General features: G+C 60.8%; 14 protein-coding genes and 1 pseudogene. 7 read left to right on the top strand and 8 right to left on the bottom strand.

The window, feature by feature from the left end; genetic code table 11:
* Positions 1-277 (top strand): annotated as a pseudogene (locus ABJO75_RS13740) (hypothetical protein); the annotation flags it as partial.
* A 159-nt stretch (positions 278-436) separates the two neighbouring features.
* On the opposite strand, the gene ABJO75_RS13735 reads toward ABJO75_RS13740, so the two are convergent.
* The 4 genes from ABJO75_RS13735 to ABJO75_RS13720 form a co-directional block, all read right to left on the bottom strand.
* Positions 437-649 (bottom strand): hypothetical protein, encoded by a 213-nt coding sequence (locus ABJO75_RS13735; RefSeq protein WP_348125911.1) that lies wholly within the window; start codon positions 647-649, stop codon positions 437-439.
* Positions 650-828: 179 nt separating this feature from the next.
* Positions 829-1,512, bottom strand: a complete 684-nt coding sequence (locus ABJO75_RS13730) for a YjbF family lipoprotein (RefSeq protein WP_348125909.1) — start codon at positions 1,510-1,512, stop codon at positions 829-831.
* A complete protein-coding gene (locus ABJO75_RS13725) occupies positions 1,509-3,752 on the bottom strand; it encodes a YjbH domain-containing protein (RefSeq protein ID WP_348125908.1) in 2,244 nt (747 codons plus the stop codon). Before ABJO75_RS13725 ends, ABJO75_RS13730 begins: the two co-directional genes overlap by 4 nt.
* Positions 3,753-3,897: 145 nt before the next feature.
* Complete coding sequence (locus ABJO75_RS13720) at positions 3,898-5,772, bottom strand: nucleoside-diphosphate sugar epimerase/dehydratase (RefSeq protein ID WP_348125907.1); 1,875 nt, start codon at positions 5,770-5,772, stop codon at positions 3,898-3,900.
* A gap of 285 nt (positions 5,773-6,057) precedes the next feature.
* On the opposite strand from ABJO75_RS13720, the gene ABJO75_RS13715 reads away from it, so the two are divergent.
* The 4 genes from ABJO75_RS13715 (at position 6,058) to ABJO75_RS13700 (ending at position 8,706) form a co-directional block, all read left to right on the top strand.
* Positions 6,058-6,186, top strand: coding sequence for a hypothetical protein (locus tag ABJO75_RS13715; protein ID WP_348125906.1), 129 nt, complete (start codon positions 6,058-6,060; stop codon positions 6,184-6,186).
* 211 nt (positions 6,187-6,397) lie between these two features.
* Complete coding sequence (locus ABJO75_RS13710) at positions 6,398-6,928, top strand: hypothetical protein (RefSeq protein ID WP_348125904.1); 531 nt, start codon at positions 6,398-6,400, stop codon at positions 6,926-6,928.
* Positions 6,925-7,890: a glycosyltransferase family 2 protein gene (locus ABJO75_RS13705; RefSeq protein WP_348125903.1), complete on the top strand. Its 966-nt coding sequence runs from the start codon at positions 6,925-6,927 to the stop codon at positions 7,888-7,890. The genes ABJO75_RS13710 and ABJO75_RS13705 overlap by 4 nt, the downstream gene beginning before the upstream one ends.
* Before the next feature lie 72 nt (positions 7,891-7,962).
* Positions 7,963-8,706: a sulfotransferase domain-containing protein gene (locus ABJO75_RS13700; protein ID WP_348125901.1), complete on the top strand. Its 744-nt coding sequence runs from the start codon at positions 7,963-7,965 to the stop codon at positions 8,704-8,706.
* A 32-nt stretch (positions 8,707-8,738) separates the two neighbouring features.
* Here ABJO75_RS13700 and glf read toward each other — a convergent pair whose 3' ends face one another.
* A complete protein-coding gene (gene glf, locus ABJO75_RS13695; protein WP_348125899.1) occupies positions 8,739-9,887 on the bottom strand; it encodes a UDP-galactopyranose mutase in 1,149 nt (382 codons plus the stop codon).
* Positions 9,884-10,927: a hypothetical protein gene (locus tag ABJO75_RS13690; RefSeq protein ID WP_348125897.1), complete on the bottom strand. Its 1,044-nt coding sequence runs from the start codon at positions 10,925-10,927 to the stop codon at positions 9,884-9,886. Before ABJO75_RS13690 ends, glf begins: the two co-directional genes overlap by 4 nt.
* Before the next feature lie 127 nt (positions 10,928-11,054).
* Here ABJO75_RS13690 and ABJO75_RS13685 point away from each other — a divergent pair, with 127 nt between their 5' ends.
* Positions 11,055-12,896, top strand: coding sequence for a hypothetical protein (locus ABJO75_RS13685; RefSeq protein ID WP_348125895.1), 1,842 nt, complete (start codon positions 11,055-11,057; stop codon positions 12,894-12,896).
* 18 nt (positions 12,897-12,914) lie between these two features.
* On the opposite strand, the gene ABJO75_RS13680 is transcribed toward ABJO75_RS13685, so the two are convergent.
* Both ABJO75_RS13680 and ABJO75_RS13675 read right to left on the bottom strand, forming a co-directional pair.
* Positions 12,915-13,568: an ABC transporter ATP-binding protein gene (locus ABJO75_RS13680; protein WP_348125893.1), complete on the bottom strand. Its 654-nt coding sequence runs from the start codon at positions 13,566-13,568 to the stop codon at positions 12,915-12,917.
* 104 nt (positions 13,569-13,672) lie between these two features.
* The gene (locus ABJO75_RS13675) at positions 13,673-15,076 is read right to left on the bottom strand and encodes a sugar transporter (protein WP_348125891.1); all 1,404 of its coding nucleotides are present in this window, start codon (positions 15,074-15,076) and stop codon (positions 13,673-13,675) included.
* Positions 15,077-15,165: 89 nt separating this feature from the next.
* On the opposite strand from ABJO75_RS13675, the gene ABJO75_RS13670 reads away from it, so the two are divergent.
* Positions 15,166-16,005 carry an ABC transporter permease gene (locus ABJO75_RS13670; RefSeq protein ID WP_348125889.1) on the top strand — a complete coding sequence of 280 codons (840 nt, stop codon included), beginning with the start codon at positions 15,166-15,168 and terminating at the stop codon, positions 16,003-16,005.
* The last annotated feature ends 6 nt before the right edge of the window (positions 16,006-16,011 follow it).

Raw genomic sequence — 16,011 nt, 5'->3', positions numbered from 1 at the left:
AAATGACATCATCTACGATGGCGGCGGCAATGATGAATACCATGGCGATGCCGGCGCAGATCTGTTTGTGTTCTCATCCGGGCATGGCTACGACGTGATTGCCGATTTTGTCTCGGGTCAGGACCATATCCGGTTCACCATACCGAACCTGAACTTTGACGATCTTGTCTTTCGGGACATGGGGCAAGATGTGCAGATCGACACCGGGAGCGACACGATCACGCTGTACGATCTGGAACCGATGGACCTAGGAGCCACCGATTTCCTGTTTGCCTGACGTCCAAAACGCCCGATTTCACAAAATTATTAACATAATATAAACTATAGGATCAGTTCCTGTACGCGCAAAGTAGAAGTGTCACACTCCGACCCGCGAAACAGAAAAAGGCAGGCCCGCAGGCCTGCCCCAAAATCTCATACCGGTTGAACTGACGATTCAGTTCGTAGTGGTGGTAACCGTGGTTGGGTTGTCATCGTCATTGGATATGGCAATTGCCAATATAACGACAGCAGCACCAATGGCGACAGCCGCGCCGGCTGTCAGACCGCCACCGATCGCGCTTGGGACGCCACCGCCAGCACTTTGTGCATGGGCTGGTGCCGACAATGTGAGTGCGCCGAGGGCGGCAACTGCGAGAAGCTTTTTCATGATCAGAATCCTTGGCTGGATTAAAACTTTGGTAACCTACTTGGCCTAGCTCTACCCTAGGGAACAGGGTTTTTCAATATGGCCTCTGTGTATCTGGCGCATTGTCGCTACTTTTTCTGCGGACCGATGAAAACAGCAGCATATTGGCCTGCGTTCTCTCGGAATTGGGCTGAATGTCTCTAATCCGTCACCTGTCGCAACCGCAGATAGCCCACATGCGGTCCGGCCCATTGCCGCGACTGCCAGATCAGCCCCCGACCCGCGTCGACCCAGTAGTCGTTGGTGATGGCACCGCTGTTGCCTTGGCAATGCTCTCGCAAATGCCGCGTGGCATGGCGCACCTCAATGATTTCAATAGTCTCAGACCCCAGATCGGTCACCTCGCAGGCCAACGTCAGCGTTGTCTGCGTGTTGTTGCCACCAAAGATCTGATAGATTCGTTCACCACCCGCCGCCGGGCCAACGCCGCTGCCAGCCAGCAGCACCTCGGTCGACAGCAAATCCCCGCCCAACCCACGGGTCGCAATCAGCACCCCGCCCCGCACGGTCACGGTTTCGTTGCTGTCGGTGCGCCAGACCACGATCTCGCCAGGCCCCGAATCGCGGGTTACATAGCTGGGATAGAGAAACGCGGTCTGGTCTTCGCGCAGGCGGGTGACCTCCACAAAGGTGCCGTCCAGCGTATTCAGAACCGCCCGTGTCACCGGCGGGCGTTCCGGTGGCGGGTTGAAGCGTGCGGATATCGCCTCACGCGCGGTATCGATCACCTGCAATTGCAGGGTCGGAGCATCGACGCCGCCGCTGCAGGCCGCCAGAAAGGCCGCAGCGATGAGGCCTGCCATCAGGCGTGTCGATCGCATCATTCCCAGACCCTCGCCCATTGATCGGTCAACGCCCTGCGATGCGCCAGCCGCACCTGCCCATAAAGCCGCCCCGGCACGCTGACCATCTGGCCACCATCGCGCTGCACCGGACGGATGGAGGTGCCGAATGTCTGCTGACTGGGTTTCCCGAGGAACCAGTTGATCGGGATGCGGAACCGGATGCCCTTGTCAAAAGAGCCTTCTCCGAATTCCTCGGCCGACACGTTGGTCTTGGTCGCAAACGCCCCGACCATCCAGCCATTGCCGAACGTGCGGTCCACGCTGAGGGTGGCACCGACATCCCCGGCGAGGTATTGGCCCACGCTCAACTGTGCCAGATATCCGCCTGAAAATTCGTAATAGGCGGTGCCGTGACCGGTGAAGACATCATAGTCCTGAAACCCCAGAAGCTGGTCAAAATCACGTTTCTTCACGTAATTCGCCTCGACCCCCAGGGCCAGGTTACTGCTGACCGGTTTCCACAACAGTTCGGTGGACAGCCCGCCATACATGGTCTCCAGATATCCACCGGTCACGCGGGCATAGAGGTTGTGCCCCGGCCGCCATTGCTTGGCGACGAACAGGTTGTTCAGCGTGGTGCCATATTGCGCATATTCCACCTGGTCGGTGCGCACATGCGGCAAGACCGAATTGGACGGCGGCCCGCCATCGACGTTGCCGGCGAGACGCTGGCGGATGGCCCCCGAGATGATCCAGCCGGGGGCAGGCCGATAGGTGCCCCGCAAGGTCAGCCCCACATCGATCCGGAACGGCTGATCCGGGTCAAAATAGGCCGGGCTGAAATAGGGCGACAACGACCAGCTCTTGTCGGGATAGAGATCCGCCGCCGGGGTCGCATCCGCCGACAGCGGCGGCGCATCGGAAAAGGCGGTGACCGCCAGCAACGCATCGGTGGCGTTGCCGTCAAATTCCAGCGCCTCAAGGTCAGACCGGCGCACCGTGGTTGCCGACAGCGCCATGCCCCCGCTCAGAGGCACCAGCCGGAAGGTTTCCACCGATGGCGGCATCACCCGGCTCATCGCCCGCGCCGCCCGGCCCACCGCATTGGCAAAGGACAGGTACTGAATATTGCGGAACCGCAGTTCGGCGGTATCGGCCGTGACTGTCAGGCTCTCCAGAACCAGCCCGTCAGCCATCAGGATCGGCGCCAGCAGATCGCGCAGCTGCGCCGGAACCGATGCGTTCTGGGTCCAGGCGGTGGTCCAGACATCAGGGTTGGCACTCTGCGACGGGCGCTGCGGGATCGGCTGCGGCGCCGGGATCCGCATCTGGGTCACCGGCTGTTTCGGGTTCAGCTGGACCTGCAGATTAATCCCCAGTTCGCTGCCATACATGTAATAGGCACCCAGCCGGGTGCGGGGGCTGACCTGGTATTCCACCCCGAAATTGAATGGCGACCGTCTTTCAAAGATCGAAGCGTCCTGGGTTTCGGTCACATAGTCATCCGAGGAATATTCGAGTTTCAGCCCGAGCTTTTCATTGGGCAGCCATTCGATCCCGGCAAAGGGTGCATAGGGGCCGCGAAACCACTGGTCATAAGCCGGCTCGCCACCCAGGCTATCCGGATCATAGGGAGGCCGATCACCCGTGGAGCCAATGCTTCCATAGGACCCCAGCCGCCCCCAGCCGAGCCCGGCGGTCAGCTTCAGGCGTCCGGTTTCACCGACCCGCCCGCCCCAACTGGGCACCTCGAACCGCTTGGTGGCGACGATATACTCGCCAGCATAAATGCCGGTGCCGACAAAATCCTGCAGGCCGACGGTGACCTCGGGAATGTATTTCCGCTCGCGCAGCAACCGGAATCGCAGATCAAAGCTGCGGTCGTAATAGGTGTCGAACCCACCCATGTTCCAGTCCTGGATGGAATTGTACCGAAAGGTACCCGACAGCCACGGGGTCGCCTGAAAGGTCAGGTTGTACCGGGTCTGGCCACCAAACGACGACACGCCGGCGGTGAATTGCCCGTCCGGCAGCATCTCGGCAGACGGCATGTCCATGATCCCGGGCGACCCGTAGAAGTTGAGGCTCGGCGGCGGCAGCGGCACCAGCGTGGGTTCCGCGCTGCGGAGCGCCCCAGCACCCGGCTGACCCTGGGCCAGCACCGCACCGCCCGAAAGCGCACCAATCAGCAGCGTCGCGACAAACGCGCGGCCCCGCCCATTGCCAAGAGCTGACCTGACACGGCAAATGGACTTGTGAAAAAATGCCTTGAACAACACGAAGGACGCCTTTTGCCTATCAGCCTGCCTGCTGAACGTTCTCGGGCCGCTTAGATCACAAAGCAAGCCCCGGTATCAATCGCTGGCCCCGCCAGCGTCCGGGTTTCGGCGGAAACGCGGCATTGCGGTGACAATTGCGGACAGGTCAGGAACTTCTGCGTTCGCCTTCGGCCCGCCGATAGCCCTCGACCCAGCGGCTGATGACGGCGCGGGCGGCATCTGCATCGCTGGCCACCAGCGCATGGCGCAATCCGCGCAGGGCCGACGCCACTTCGATCTCGCTCAGATGGTCTTCCCGCGCGCAGAAGATCTTCGGGAAACGGGTGCCGATCAGATCCGGGCTCAGGGTCAGCTCCTCCTCGAGCTTCTCGCCGGGGCGCAGGCCAATGATCTCGATCGCGATATCGCCATCGGGATTGTCCTCGTCGCGCACCGAATAGCCAGCGCTTTCGATCACCTGGCGCGCCAGCTTCACGATCGGTACCGGCGCCCCCATGTCCAGCACGAAAGTCTCGCCGTCCCGGGCCTCGGCCCCCGCCGTCAGCACCAGCTGCACCGCCTCGCGGATGGTCATGAAAAACCGCTTTACCCTCGGGTCAGTCACCGTCACCGGGCCGCCACGGCTGATCTGGTCCTGAAACAACGGCACCACCGACCCGCTTGATCCCAGCACATTGCCGAACCGCACCATCGTGAACACGGTGTCTGCATGCCGCGTCGCCAGATCCCGCACCACCAGTTCCGCCAGCCGCTTGCTGGCCCCCATCACGTTGGCCGGGCGCACGGCCTTGTCCGAACTGATCAGGATAAAGCGTTCCACCCCGAATTCCGCCGCCTCGCGCGCCAGTGTCTGGGTGCCAAAGACATTGTTGGCCAGACCGGCCAGCGGATTGGCCTCGACCAGCGGCACATGCTTGTAGGCGGCGGCATGCAGCACCACCTGCACCTCATGCTCGGCCAGAACCGCACGCACCTGCCGTGGATCGGTCACCGACCCCAACAGTGGCACCAGATCGATCCCCGTCCCCTCGGTCAGCTGGTCCAGTTCCTGATGCACCGTATAAAGCGCCAGCTCGCTCAACTCATAGAGAACCACCTTGCGGGGCTGGCAGGCCAGCACCTGCCGGCACAGTTCCGACCCGATCGACCCCCCGGCCCCCGAGACCAGAACCACGCGACCGGTATAACTGTCGCTGGCATCGCCCAGCCCGTCGGCCCGCGCCGCACGGCCAAGGAAATTCTGCGGGGCAACCGGGGTCAGCTTGTCGATCAGCGCTTCCTCACCGATCAGCTGCGCAAAAGACGGCAAGGCCTGCACTTCCAGCCCGACTTTCTGCAGCCGCCGGGCAATCTGTGCCTGTTTCGGCTGGCTAAGCGACGGCATCGCCAGCAAGACCCGGTCGATCTGACGCTGTTTGACCAGCTCCGCGATCCGGGCCGGCGGAAACACCGGCAACCCCACCAGGGTCATGCCCTGCAACGAATTGTTATCATCGACAAAGGCCACCGGGTCGATCCCCTCGTGGCTGCGCAACGCCTGTGCCAGCTGGGTACCGGTGGTGCCCGCCCCATAGATCAACACCCGGCAACGCGGCTGCGCCCGGCGATAGATTGCATCCACAACCTGATAGAGCACCGCCCGGCTGGTCACCAGAATGATGAAATAGCTGATCCCAAAGATCACCTGGGTTCCCGGCGGCTGGTTCAACCCGGCCAGCCACGACAACAACGCCATGGTGCCGGTCAGAACCGTGGACAGGATCGCGGTCAGCCCGACCGCATGCCCTTCAAACGCCTTCAACTGGATGCTCGGGATGCCCAGCCACAGGGACAGGACCGCCGCCACCGCCAGCAAATAAGGCAATACTGGCAGGGTCTGAAGCAGGGTCTGGACCGCCGAATTCGGCAATACCTGCACCGTATAGGTGAACAGCAGGGCCAGTGGAATCAACGCGAGATCAATCGCCAGAAAGACATAGGCCTTCTGCTTGCGTGGCAAAGATCTGATCAAGTTCAACATTCAGTCGCTGTCCCTACGACATTCACACCATATAGCAATCGCCCGAAATTTGCGTTTTTTTCAACAGCACGAACGCAATGGATCACTAACAAATTCTTTAACCCTATCCAGCACTACTACGACATCCGAATGACGAGTCCAAACTCTCTTGCGCATAAAGGCGCTGAATCGCCACCCCATTCCGGTCAGATGCCCGCAAAACCAGCGTCAGGCTAAAAGCCAGCCCGGGCGATACGCGCCACGAAACGCTCCAGACTGCCGCTATTTGCAGCCCAGGAACCAAACGTGCTCGAGGATATCGTAAAACGGACGCTTGAGGTCCTCCCCCGTTATGGCAACACCTTCTGGGCCTTGCTCGCCACCCTGTTCTTCGTGGTCCGCGACATCAACAGCTTCCTCATCGCCACCGCCTGACCGCCCCCTCGGCTTTTCATCTTTGTCCAAATACTCTGGGGGAGACGCCCGAAGGGCGGCGGGGGCAACGCCCCCAAACACCAGCGCCAAACACCGGCCCCCATCCCCAACCGATGCCTTGTCGCATCTTTTCAACGTAGCACAGCGAAAGAGGATTCCGGTTCCCGCCGAAATCCTCTAGGAAAGACCAACCTCAATCCGGGCCAAGATCATGTCCCCTGCCCCATTCCCTTCCCGCGACCTGTCCATGGGCCTCGCAGTGCTGCGTGACGGCATCACGTCCGGCGACATCGCCGAGCGTGTCGACTTCGCCCCCGGTGTCTCGCTCATTGCCGATGCTCCGCTGGATGTCGGCGGCACCTGGCGCTCGCCCGCCGGGCGGTTGCTGGAGCTCGACATCTCAATGGCCGGGCGCGGCAACTGGATCGCCCTGCACATGGCGCTGGACCTACCGGATCTGGCCGATATCGCCTTTATCGGCTTTGGCTGCACCGGCGTCGGCCCCACACAGCAGATCATCCGCCCCTGCCTGCGTTCGGGCCTGGATGATGGCGGCTTTGTCGACTGCTTTCTTGATCGCCACATCCTGACCCGTACCGACGCCATCCCCCATGTGGATGCGCTGCACGTGCCCACCTGCCGCACCCTGCCCGAGACCGCACCCTGGAGGGAACTGCTGCTGTTCCTGCCGACCGAACCGCTGCGCTGGCACCTGCACGATCTGCGGATGTTTGCTGCATGACGCTGACCATCGCCATCCCGGTCCATGACGACGAGGCTTTCCTGCTCAGGCTTCTGGGCCGCCTCGCCCGACTTGGCTGTGCCGATCAGCTGGTGGTGGTCGATGACGGCTCCCCCACCCCGCTGGATCACGCCGCCCTCTGCGCTGCCGCGACCCTGCCCGCAGACCGGCTGACCCTGCTGCGTCACGACACCGCCCAAGGCCCCGGTATCGCGCGCAACGTGGCCCTTGCCCATGTCGACAGCGACCACCTGCTCTATCTGGATGCCGACGACCTGCCGACCCGCGAACTGCCGCCGCTGCTGGCGGATTTGGCGAGTCAGACGTTTGATTTCTGCATCTTTCGCCACCACGACACCCGCTCCGAGATGGAGCGCCGCTGGGGCCCCGAGCAGCTGGATGCCCGCCTGTGGCGCGCCGCCGGCACCGATATCGGCGCGCTGACCCCGGTCGGGGCCAAGGCCGCCGCCGCCCTGATGCAGACCGCGAACTATCCCTGGAACAAGATCTACCGCACCGATTTCCTGCGCGCGCATGACATCGGCTGCTCCGACCTTGCAGTGCATGAAGATATCGAACTGCACTGGCGCAGCTTTCTCGCCGCCGACCACATCCTTGCCAGCGATCGCATCGGCGTCATCCATTTCGTCAACGCCGATGGCGACCGGCTGACCAACCGGCTGGGCCCCGAACGGCTTGCGGTTTTCACCGCGCTGGACCGGATCGCTGCGGAGATCGCGACCAGAGAGGCAGACCCCCTGCCCCTGGCCCTGTTCGCCCTGGGGCTGATCGGCTGGATCCATGACCACCTGCTCCCCGAACTGCGCCCCGCCTTTGCCGACCGCGCCCGCGACTGGCTGAACCGCCATGTGGATCCCGCACTCTATCCCGCCATCGACGCGGCCCGGCCCAAAATCCGGGCAGATATCGACCAATTGCTGGTTCCCGCCGCAACGGGCTGACGCAACCATTGCCCCGCCCCGCGCGATTGCCTAGAAGGCGCAAAAGAGCTCACAAAAGATGGATTTCCGACAATGAGTGACCTGAAAAGCCTGATGGGCGTTTCCATGCACAAGGCCGGCAGTTCGGTCACCAACGGGATACTCAAGACCTTCTGCCGCACCCGCGGCTACAAGGTCGACGACATCTCGATTGCGGCCGGAAACTCCGACAAATCCCCGCCCGAGGTCTTTGTCGCCGCGCAGGACGACATGCAGCCCACCGGGTTCTATTACGGCATGGCCCGTGGCCCCTATGTCAAGGACATGCCCGCCCTCGCCGGCCTGCGCCTCGTCGTGCAGCTGCGCGACCCGCGCGATTGCATCACCTCGGCCTATTTCTCTTACGCCAAGAGCCATGTACCGCCCAAGGATCCCGAGCGCCGCAAGAAATTCGAGGCGCGCCGCCAGAACCTGCAGCAAAAGACCATCGACGATTTTGCCAAGGACAGCGCCGCCAATTACCGCATGCGCATGGAAGTGCTCGCCAACCTGTTGGCCGACCACCCGGATGCGCTGGTTCTGAAATACGAGGAAATGGTCACCGATACCGACGCCTGGATGAACCGCATTGCCGCGTTCCTCGACGTGCCGATGACCGATGAGCTGCGCGCAAAACTGGCGGAAAAAGGTGATTTTTCGACCAGCGGCGAAGACACCAGCAAGCACAAGCGCCAGGTCACACCCGGCGATCACGCGCGCAAGCTGGCGCCGGACACCATTGCCGAACTGAACCGGGAACTGGGTCCGGTGATGGAGCGGTTCGACTACACGGTCTGACCCCGCCTTCTGACTCGTCTTGCCGTGGCGCCTTACAAGGGCGCCACGAAAAACGCCGGAGCCCGCGTGCCGTCCTGAACATGGCTCAGAAAGCTGCGCGCGGTGTCCAGCGCCTCGCGGATGGTCACATCCATGTCCAGATACCGATAGGTCCCCAGACGGCCTACGAAACTGACGCCATCAGCCTCTTCCGCCAGTGCCACGTAATCGCCCAGCAGCGCCTTTTCGGCCACCTGCCGGATCGGGTAATACGGGATGTCATCGGGTCCGGCGGCGCGCGAAAACTCGCGGTAACAGATTGACCCCTCGTGATCCTCCCAGGGCGCGAAATGCTTGTGCTCGGTGATGCGCGTATAGGGCACATCGACCTCACCGTAATTCATTACCGCACAGCCCTGATAATCGCCCTCACAGGTGAACCGTTCGAAATCCAGCGTGCGGTATCCCAGGCGGCCCAGTTCGAAATCGAAATACCCGTCCAGCGGACCCGAATAGAACACGTGGTCATAATCCTCCGCCTGACTGCGATCAAACACGGTGTTCAGATGCACGGTGATATTGGCGTGATCCACAATGGCTTGGATCATCGTCGTATAGCCGTTTTCCGGCATCCCCTGGAACTGGTGGAAGAAATAGTTGTCGTCGTAATTAAAGCGCACCGGCAGGCGTTTCAGGATGCTGGCGGGCAACTCGCTGGGGTGACAGCCCCATTGCTTCATCGTGTAGCCCTTGAAGAACGCCTCGTAGAGATCCTTGCCCACGAACCGCATCGCCTGTTCCTCAAAGGTCTGCGGATCGGTGATGCTGGTGTCGGCCTGTTCATCAACGATGAAATCGCGCGCCTCGTCCGGGCGCATGGTCCGCCCGAAAAACTGGTTGATCGTGTGCAGGTTCACCGGCAGCGAATAGACCGCGCCCCCCGTGGTCGCCTTGACCCGGTTCTTGTAGGGCAGAAAGGTCTCGTAGGCGTTGACGTAATCCCAGACCTCGGCGTCGTCGGTGTGAAAGATATGCGGCCCATAGACATGCACCAGAACCCCGGTATCGGCATCCCGCTCGGTATAGCAGTTGCCACCGATATGCGCCCGGCTGTCCACCACCGTGACATCATGCCCCGCCTCGGCCAGATGCCGGCCGATCACGGCCCCGGACAGACCCGCGCCTACACAGAGAATATTCATGCTGTCTTTTTCTTTTGGGCGACAGGTTTTTTTGTTGTCCTGGCGGCTTGGCGTTCGACCTCGGCCTTTTGATCGCGAATGAGTTCCCGCACCAACGGTGCAACAAAATCGCGCATTAACACGTCGCTATCTGCAGGCAAGCTTCTGTCAGCCAGCGGAACCTCCGGCCCTGGTAACGGTTCCAGAAACAACGCATCCCGCCCGAAATAGCGCTCTGCCAAGGCTCGGTTTCCCCGCTCGTATTCCGCCATCAATGCGACGCGCTGTGCATGGGGGATCATCCGTTCAGACTGTTTCGTACCGCTGGCCAGGCTTCTGTCAACCTCGGCACAGGCCATGTTCAACCTGTCGCGAAAGCCCTCCGGAGCCTCGTTCAGCGGCAGGCGACGCATGAATTCCGAGATCAGCGGCGAATAGCTTGCGTTGATATGGTCCGGCTCCTTGAACGCGGATCGGTCCGTCAACCCGATGCTGTCGCAGAACATCTCGATCGGCCCCTGCGTCATTTGCTGTTTTTCATAGATGTTCAGGATCACATTCTCACGTCCGAACAGTTTTTCCAGATGTTTCACATAGCGATCATAATGGATCCAATGGAAATCCTTGCGTACCTTCAGGAAATCCTCGAACGAGCGGTGCATCAGCTTCGGGTTCCACTGCCATTTGACATTCTGCAGATACCAACTTTCCAGCCAAGTATCCTGGCGGCGCAGGGTGAACACCACCTTGACGTCAAACTGCTCTCTGAACTTTGCCAGCACCCGCAGATCCTTGCGCATGCAGATGTCTTCATCACTCAGGATCAGCGCGTGGATGTCGTTGGCCTTGTCGGCGGCACGCCGTTCCAGATTCAAGGCCACGGCCTTTGGATCCCGCAGCCCCGAGAACAGGTCGCTTATCAAGCCGACGTGACGGCGCACCCCGAGCGGATAGAGGAAGCCCTGTCCGATCAGAGGCTGAAAATTTTGAAACAGATATTTCTGCAGGGCAGATGTCGCCGTGCGATGCGCACCGATATGAACAAAAAGCTGTCTTTTCATGCCTGCCTTCGATTCCAGATTATTTTGGGTCTGCTTATCGTCGATCACCGATAGAACCAAGCGACTTTCCTATGCCCCTGGTATGATCTAGAGAACCTTCAACACTGTATTTCACTGAAAGAACCCCATGATCACGCTGCAAGAACTGACCTTGCCCGAAACCGGAATCTGTACCGAGCAAGATCTCTATTTTCACACCCGGGGCGATTTCAGCTATTCCCAGTCGCAGGCCGAGATCTGGCTGGATCAGGGCAGCCTGCTGATGTTGGACACCTATTTCAACCTGCTCAATATCGGCAAATGGCACGAGGCCTGCAACCTCGACGGGCTCGTGGCCGAGTTGAACGGCGCCGGACGCGTCGAACTGCGTATATTTATAGCAATTCCCGGACAATCTTGGGAAACCCTGTTTTGCGAGGTGGTGGACCTGGATCCGGTCGAGCCGGTCACCGCCGACCTATCGCATTACGTCGACCACGCCACGCGCGGGCTGATCTATATCGAGGTCAAACCGCTAGGCAAAGGCGGCGCTACTGTTACCGCCGGACGCTTTGCCACCCGCACAGCCCCCGTAACTCTGCCTCGGCTGGCCGTGTCGATCACCACCTTCAAGCGCGAAAAAGAAGTGGCCAAAACCGCCGCCCGACTGGATGACTTTATCCAGAGCTTTCCGTTCGGTGACCACATCCATGTGCAGGTGGTCGACAACGGCAACAGCGCCGATGTGGCCGAAAACGACCGGGTAACGCTGGTCGAAAATCCCAATTATGGCGGTGCTGGCGGCTTTACACGCGGCCTGCTCGAGGCGGAAAGAAACGGGTTCACCCATTGCTTGTTCATGGATGACGACGCTTCGTTCCAAATGGAAAACATCGCACGCACCTATACCTTCCTAGCTCTGGCCAAGGATCCCAGAACGGCTGTTGCCGGGGCCATGATCAGCAACACCCACAAATGGGCAATGTGGGAAAACGGCGCACGCTTTGATGGCCTGTGCCGCCCCCAGTTTGGTGGCACCGATCTGCGCAACCGCGATGCTGTGTTTGAAATGGAGCACAGGACTGCTGTCGAACGACACGACCTGTTCTACGGGGGCTGGTGGTTCTTTGCCTTTCCCATCACGCAGTTGAAATACCACCCTTTTCCCTTCTTTGTACGGGGCGATGATGTCAGTTTCTCGCTGAAAAACGATTTCAAACCCTACACGCTGAATGGTGTGGTGTCGTTTCAGGATTCCTTTATCGAAAAGGAAAGCCCGCAGGTACATTACCTCGACACCCGCAGCCATCTGATCCACCCGCTGGTGACCGACGAACTTGATCGCAGCGCTCTGCAGTCTGCCAAAGTGGCGGTGATCTTCATCAGCCGCAGCCTGATGAAATTCCATTATGACTCCGCAAGTGCCCAGCTTTTGGCGTGGAAAGACGTCATGGAAGGTCCCGCTTTCTTTGACAACAATATCGACATGGCCGCCCGCCGCGCCACCATCAAGGACATGACGCAAACCGAAGCTTGGCACCCTGCGTCTCAGCACGACCGAGAAGAGCGCCGCAAGAAAACCCTTAAATCCCCTGCGCGGCGGCGGCGGCTCGGCCTTTTGACCCTGAACGGACATCTCGTGCCGTTTTCCGCACGCCGCTGGGACAAGATCGTTCTTGCCGGCGAAAAGCGTCAGTTGCATTTCACCTTTGGCGCATCACAGGTTACCTACTTCAACGGCGCTGGCGACAAATGCTATACGGTGAAACAATCCAAAAGCCGGTTCTTTTCGCTCGGCTGGGATATGGTGAAAACGCTCTGGCGCTACGTCCGCGAATATGACGATCTCAAGAAGGTCTATCGCGACGGTTATGACACCATGGCCACGCGTGGATACTGGCAGGACAAGCTGCCCCTGACCCCGGAAAAACCGGACACATCCGGGGAGTCGAATGTTTCGCGCGCGAAACAAATTTCTGCAAGTCATTGAAAACAAAGGGCGGGAGAGTCAGCCCATGATGGCTTCGTGCATGGCGATGGCCTCGTCCAGATCATCGAAATACTGCATCTGGCCATTTTCCAGGACGATCCCGGAATCGCAGAACTGACGCAGCTGCCCCATGCTGTGGCTGACCATGATGGCGCTGGAATATTTCATCCGCTCGACAAAGACCGCGCGGCTCTTGCGCTTGAACACCGCGTCCCCCACGGCGGTGACCTCGTCCACCAGATAGGTGTCGAAATGGATGCCCATCGACGCGCCGAAGGTCAGCCGCGAGCGCATGCCGCTCGAATAGCTGCGCACCGGCATGTAAAAGGATTTGCCCAGTTCCGAGAAATCCTCGACGAAATTCATCAACTCCTGCGTATCCACGCCATAGATCCGGGCGATGAACCGCACGTTCTGCGCGCCGGTCAACTCGCCATGAAACGAGCCGCCAAATCCCACCGGCCAGGACAGCGTACCATCGCTGACGATCCGGCCCGAATCCGGATTCATGGTGCCCGCGATCATCTTCAGCAGGGTCGATTTCCCGGCGCCGTTCCGCCCCAACAACGCCAGCGACCGCCCCGTCGGCAAGGTCAGGTTCAGATTGTCGATCACCAGCTTGCGCTCGCCCTTGATGCGAAAGCTCTTGGTCAGGTTCTCAAAACGGATCACCGGCGCTTTCTCCCGACATCACCACGGGACGGCAGGGCATTCGCACAGCGAATGTCCCGAGAGCCCCATTGCGGATCACAAGCCCCCTGCCCCATTCCCGACCTCTAGCTCCGGTCGCGAATGCTGTAGAAGATCAGCGCCCCGATCGACCAGATCAACAGCAGGAACAGCGCCGACAGGGCGATCAAAACCGCGCGCTGAGGATATTCTGGCTCGGTCGCCAGCGTCGGCCTGATATAGGTCGCAAGATAACGGCTTTGGCGGGCGGCATCGGCCCGTGCCAATTCCAGCGCGGTCAGCGCCGCGCGATAGGTCTGTTCGGCGTATTCGCGATCTACGGTCAGACTCTCGAACTCGGCGATCAAGGTCGGATAGTCTTCGCCCACGGCCCCGGTGTCGGTGTTGTCGCTGGTAAAGGTCTGACGCTCGATCGTGATGCGTTCACGGATCACATCAATGCGTTGCAGCGCTTTGGTCAGACGCGGGTCGTTGGTATTGGTGGTGCCGCGCAGCAGGTCATATTCGATCAGCGCCTCGGCCAACTGTTGCTGCAGGTTGTTCATCACCCCCATGCGGCCCTGAATGTCGGCCTCGGGGTCGACGATCTTGGTGCGGGTCCGGAACCGCGTCAGCGCCTCGCGCGCGCCCTTGAGCCGCGCCACCGACTGGTCCAGATCGGCGCGGGCATAGCCCATGGCATCCTCGCGCGCCTGATTGTTCAGCGCATTGATCCGGTCCTGGCTCTGGTTGACGATGGCCCGGGTGATCGCCTGCGCGGTCTCGGCATCAAAGGCCAGCGCCTCGACTTCGATCAACCCGGTACCGGAATCAAACGAGATCCCGACAATACGTTGCCAGTACCAGACCAGATCCTCGACCGTGGCGTCCGGCCACAGCGCAAAGGCCCAGTCATGCGGCCAGCCCTGCGCGTAATGCGCGCGCAGATCGACGATCCCATCGACCAGTTCGACCATTTCCTGACTCTGGATGAATTCATACAGAATATCGCTGTCCGAGGCGGTGGTGCCCCCCGAGAACTGCGCCAGCCCGCCCAAAAGCTCGGTGGCACCGCCACTTTCCTGACTGCGCACGGTGAATCCGGCGGTCGAGGCGTATTGATCGTTGGCATGAACCCAGAGGTAATACCCCACCGCCGCCAGCGGGATTGCCACCACCAGCAGGAAACTGGTCAGCAGCCCCCAGTGCCGCCTGCGCATTCTGGCCGGTCCCGCAATCGGCTGGACCTGCACCACCTGTGCCGGGCCGGGTTTAGGTTTGGGTTTGCCACCGACCTTGCCCGGTCCTGGTTTGCCGGTGCCGGGTTTCGCAACTTTTCCGGGCCCCGGTTTACCGCCACCCTTGCCCGGTCCGGGCTTGCCGGGTCCGGGTTTAGCTCCCGGGCCAGGCCCAGGCTTGCCGCCAGGTTTGTCGCCCTCTCCACGTTGCACCGGCACGATTTCGCCCGCCGGTTTATCCCCGTCGTCGGCCCTGTCGGTTTTCTGGTCCATGCCTGTCACCCCGGCCCAAAGCCGTTTGTATCTTTCCCTGATTTCTTACATAGTCGGGCACACAAACGCCAGTATCAGAACGCTTTTTCATGTCCGTCCTGCCGCCTGCCCGATCTTCCGTGACCGCCCCCCACCCTGCCCCGGCCCTGAAGCCAGCGCAGAGCCGCCGCTTTGCCGCCGCGCGCACCATCATGGCGCTGATCCTCCGCGAAATGTCGACCCGCTATGGCCGCACCCCCGGCGGCTATATCTGGTCCATCTTCGAGCCGCTGGCGGCGATCCTGTTTCTCAGTGTCGGGTTTTCGCTGGTGATGCGCTCGCCCTCGCTGGGCACCAGTTTCCTGCTGTTCTACGCCACCGGCTACATGCCCTTTCACCTGTATCAGAGTCTAGCGGGCAGTATCGCCGCGGCCATCCGGTTTTCCCGGCCGCTGCTGCAATACCCGGCCGTCACCTGGTTGGATTCGGTGATCGCGCGGTTCCTGCTGAACAGCCTGACCGGCATTCTGGTCACCACCCTTCTGCTCGCCGGTATCATCACGGCGATCGACGCCCATACCACGCTGAACCTGCCACCCATCGTCGAGGCAATCGGCATGGCGATGTTGCTGGGCGCCGGGGTCGGCACGGTGAACTGTGCGATCAGCGGCCTGTTTCCGATCTGGGAGGTGATCTGGTCGGTTCTCACCCGGCCCCTGTTCATCGCCTCGGGGATTTTCTTTCTCTATGACACCATGCCACCGCTGGCGCAGAAAGTGCTCTGGTACAATCCGCTGGTGCATATCGTCGGGCGCATGCGGTCCGGGTTCTACCCCACCTACACGGCCCCTTATGTCGAGCCGGTCTATGTTCTGTCCGTCAGCCTCATCCTGCTGGCCACGGGGCTGCTGCTGCTGGGGCGCTATCACCGCGACATCCTGAACTTCTGAGGCGCG

The sequence above is a fragment of the Sedimentitalea sp. genome (assembly GCF_039973035.1).
Lineage (GTDB): Bacteria > Pseudomonadota > Alphaproteobacteria > Rhodobacterales > Rhodobacteraceae > Sedimentitalea.
Note: the sequence above shows the minus strand (reverse complement) of the source record. Positions and strands in the feature narration are given on the sequence as shown.

What these genes read in the sequence shown, in the direction of transcription:
- ABJO75_RS13720 (WP_348125907.1), bottom strand. Translation starts at nt 5,772, where the DNA reads ATGTTGAACTTGATCAGATCTTTGCCACGCAAGCAGAAGGCCTATGTC.
- glf (WP_348125899.1), bottom strand. Translation starts at nt 9,887, where the DNA reads ATGAATATTCTCTGTGTAGGCGCGGGTCTGTCCGGGGCCGTGATCGGC.
- ABJO75_RS13700 (WP_348125901.1), top strand. Translation starts at nt 7,963, where the DNA reads ATGAGTGACCTGAAAAGCCTGATGGGCGTTTCCATGCACAAGGCCGGC.
- ABJO75_RS13705 (WP_348125903.1), top strand. Translation starts at nt 6,925, where the DNA reads ATGACGCTGACCATCGCCATCCCGGTCCATGACGACGAGGCTTTCCTG.
- ABJO75_RS13675 (WP_348125891.1), bottom strand. Translation starts at nt 15,076, where the DNA reads ATGGACCAGAAAACCGACAGGGCCGACGACGGGGATAAACCGGCGGGC.
- ABJO75_RS13710 (WP_348125904.1), top strand. Translation starts at nt 6,398, where the DNA reads ATGTCCCCTGCCCCATTCCCTTCCCGCGACCTGTCCATGGGCCTCGCA.
- ABJO75_RS13730 (WP_348125909.1), bottom strand. Translation starts at nt 1,512, where the DNA reads ATGATGCGATCGACACGCCTGATGGCAGGCCTCATCGCTGCGGCCTTT.
- ABJO75_RS13735 (WP_348125911.1), bottom strand. Translation starts at nt 649, where the DNA reads ATGAAAAAGCTTCTCGCAGTTGCCGCCCTCGGCGCACTCACATTGTCG.
- ABJO75_RS13670 (WP_348125889.1), top strand. Translation starts at nt 15,166, where the DNA reads ATGTCCGTCCTGCCGCCTGCCCGATCTTCCGTGACCGCCCCCCACCCT.
- ABJO75_RS13685 (WP_348125895.1), top strand. Translation starts at nt 11,055, where the DNA reads ATGATCACGCTGCAAGAACTGACCTTGCCCGAAACCGGAATCTGTACC.
- ABJO75_RS13690 (WP_348125897.1), bottom strand. Translation starts at nt 10,927, where the DNA reads ATGAAAAGACAGCTTTTTGTTCATATCGGTGCGCATCGCACGGCGACA.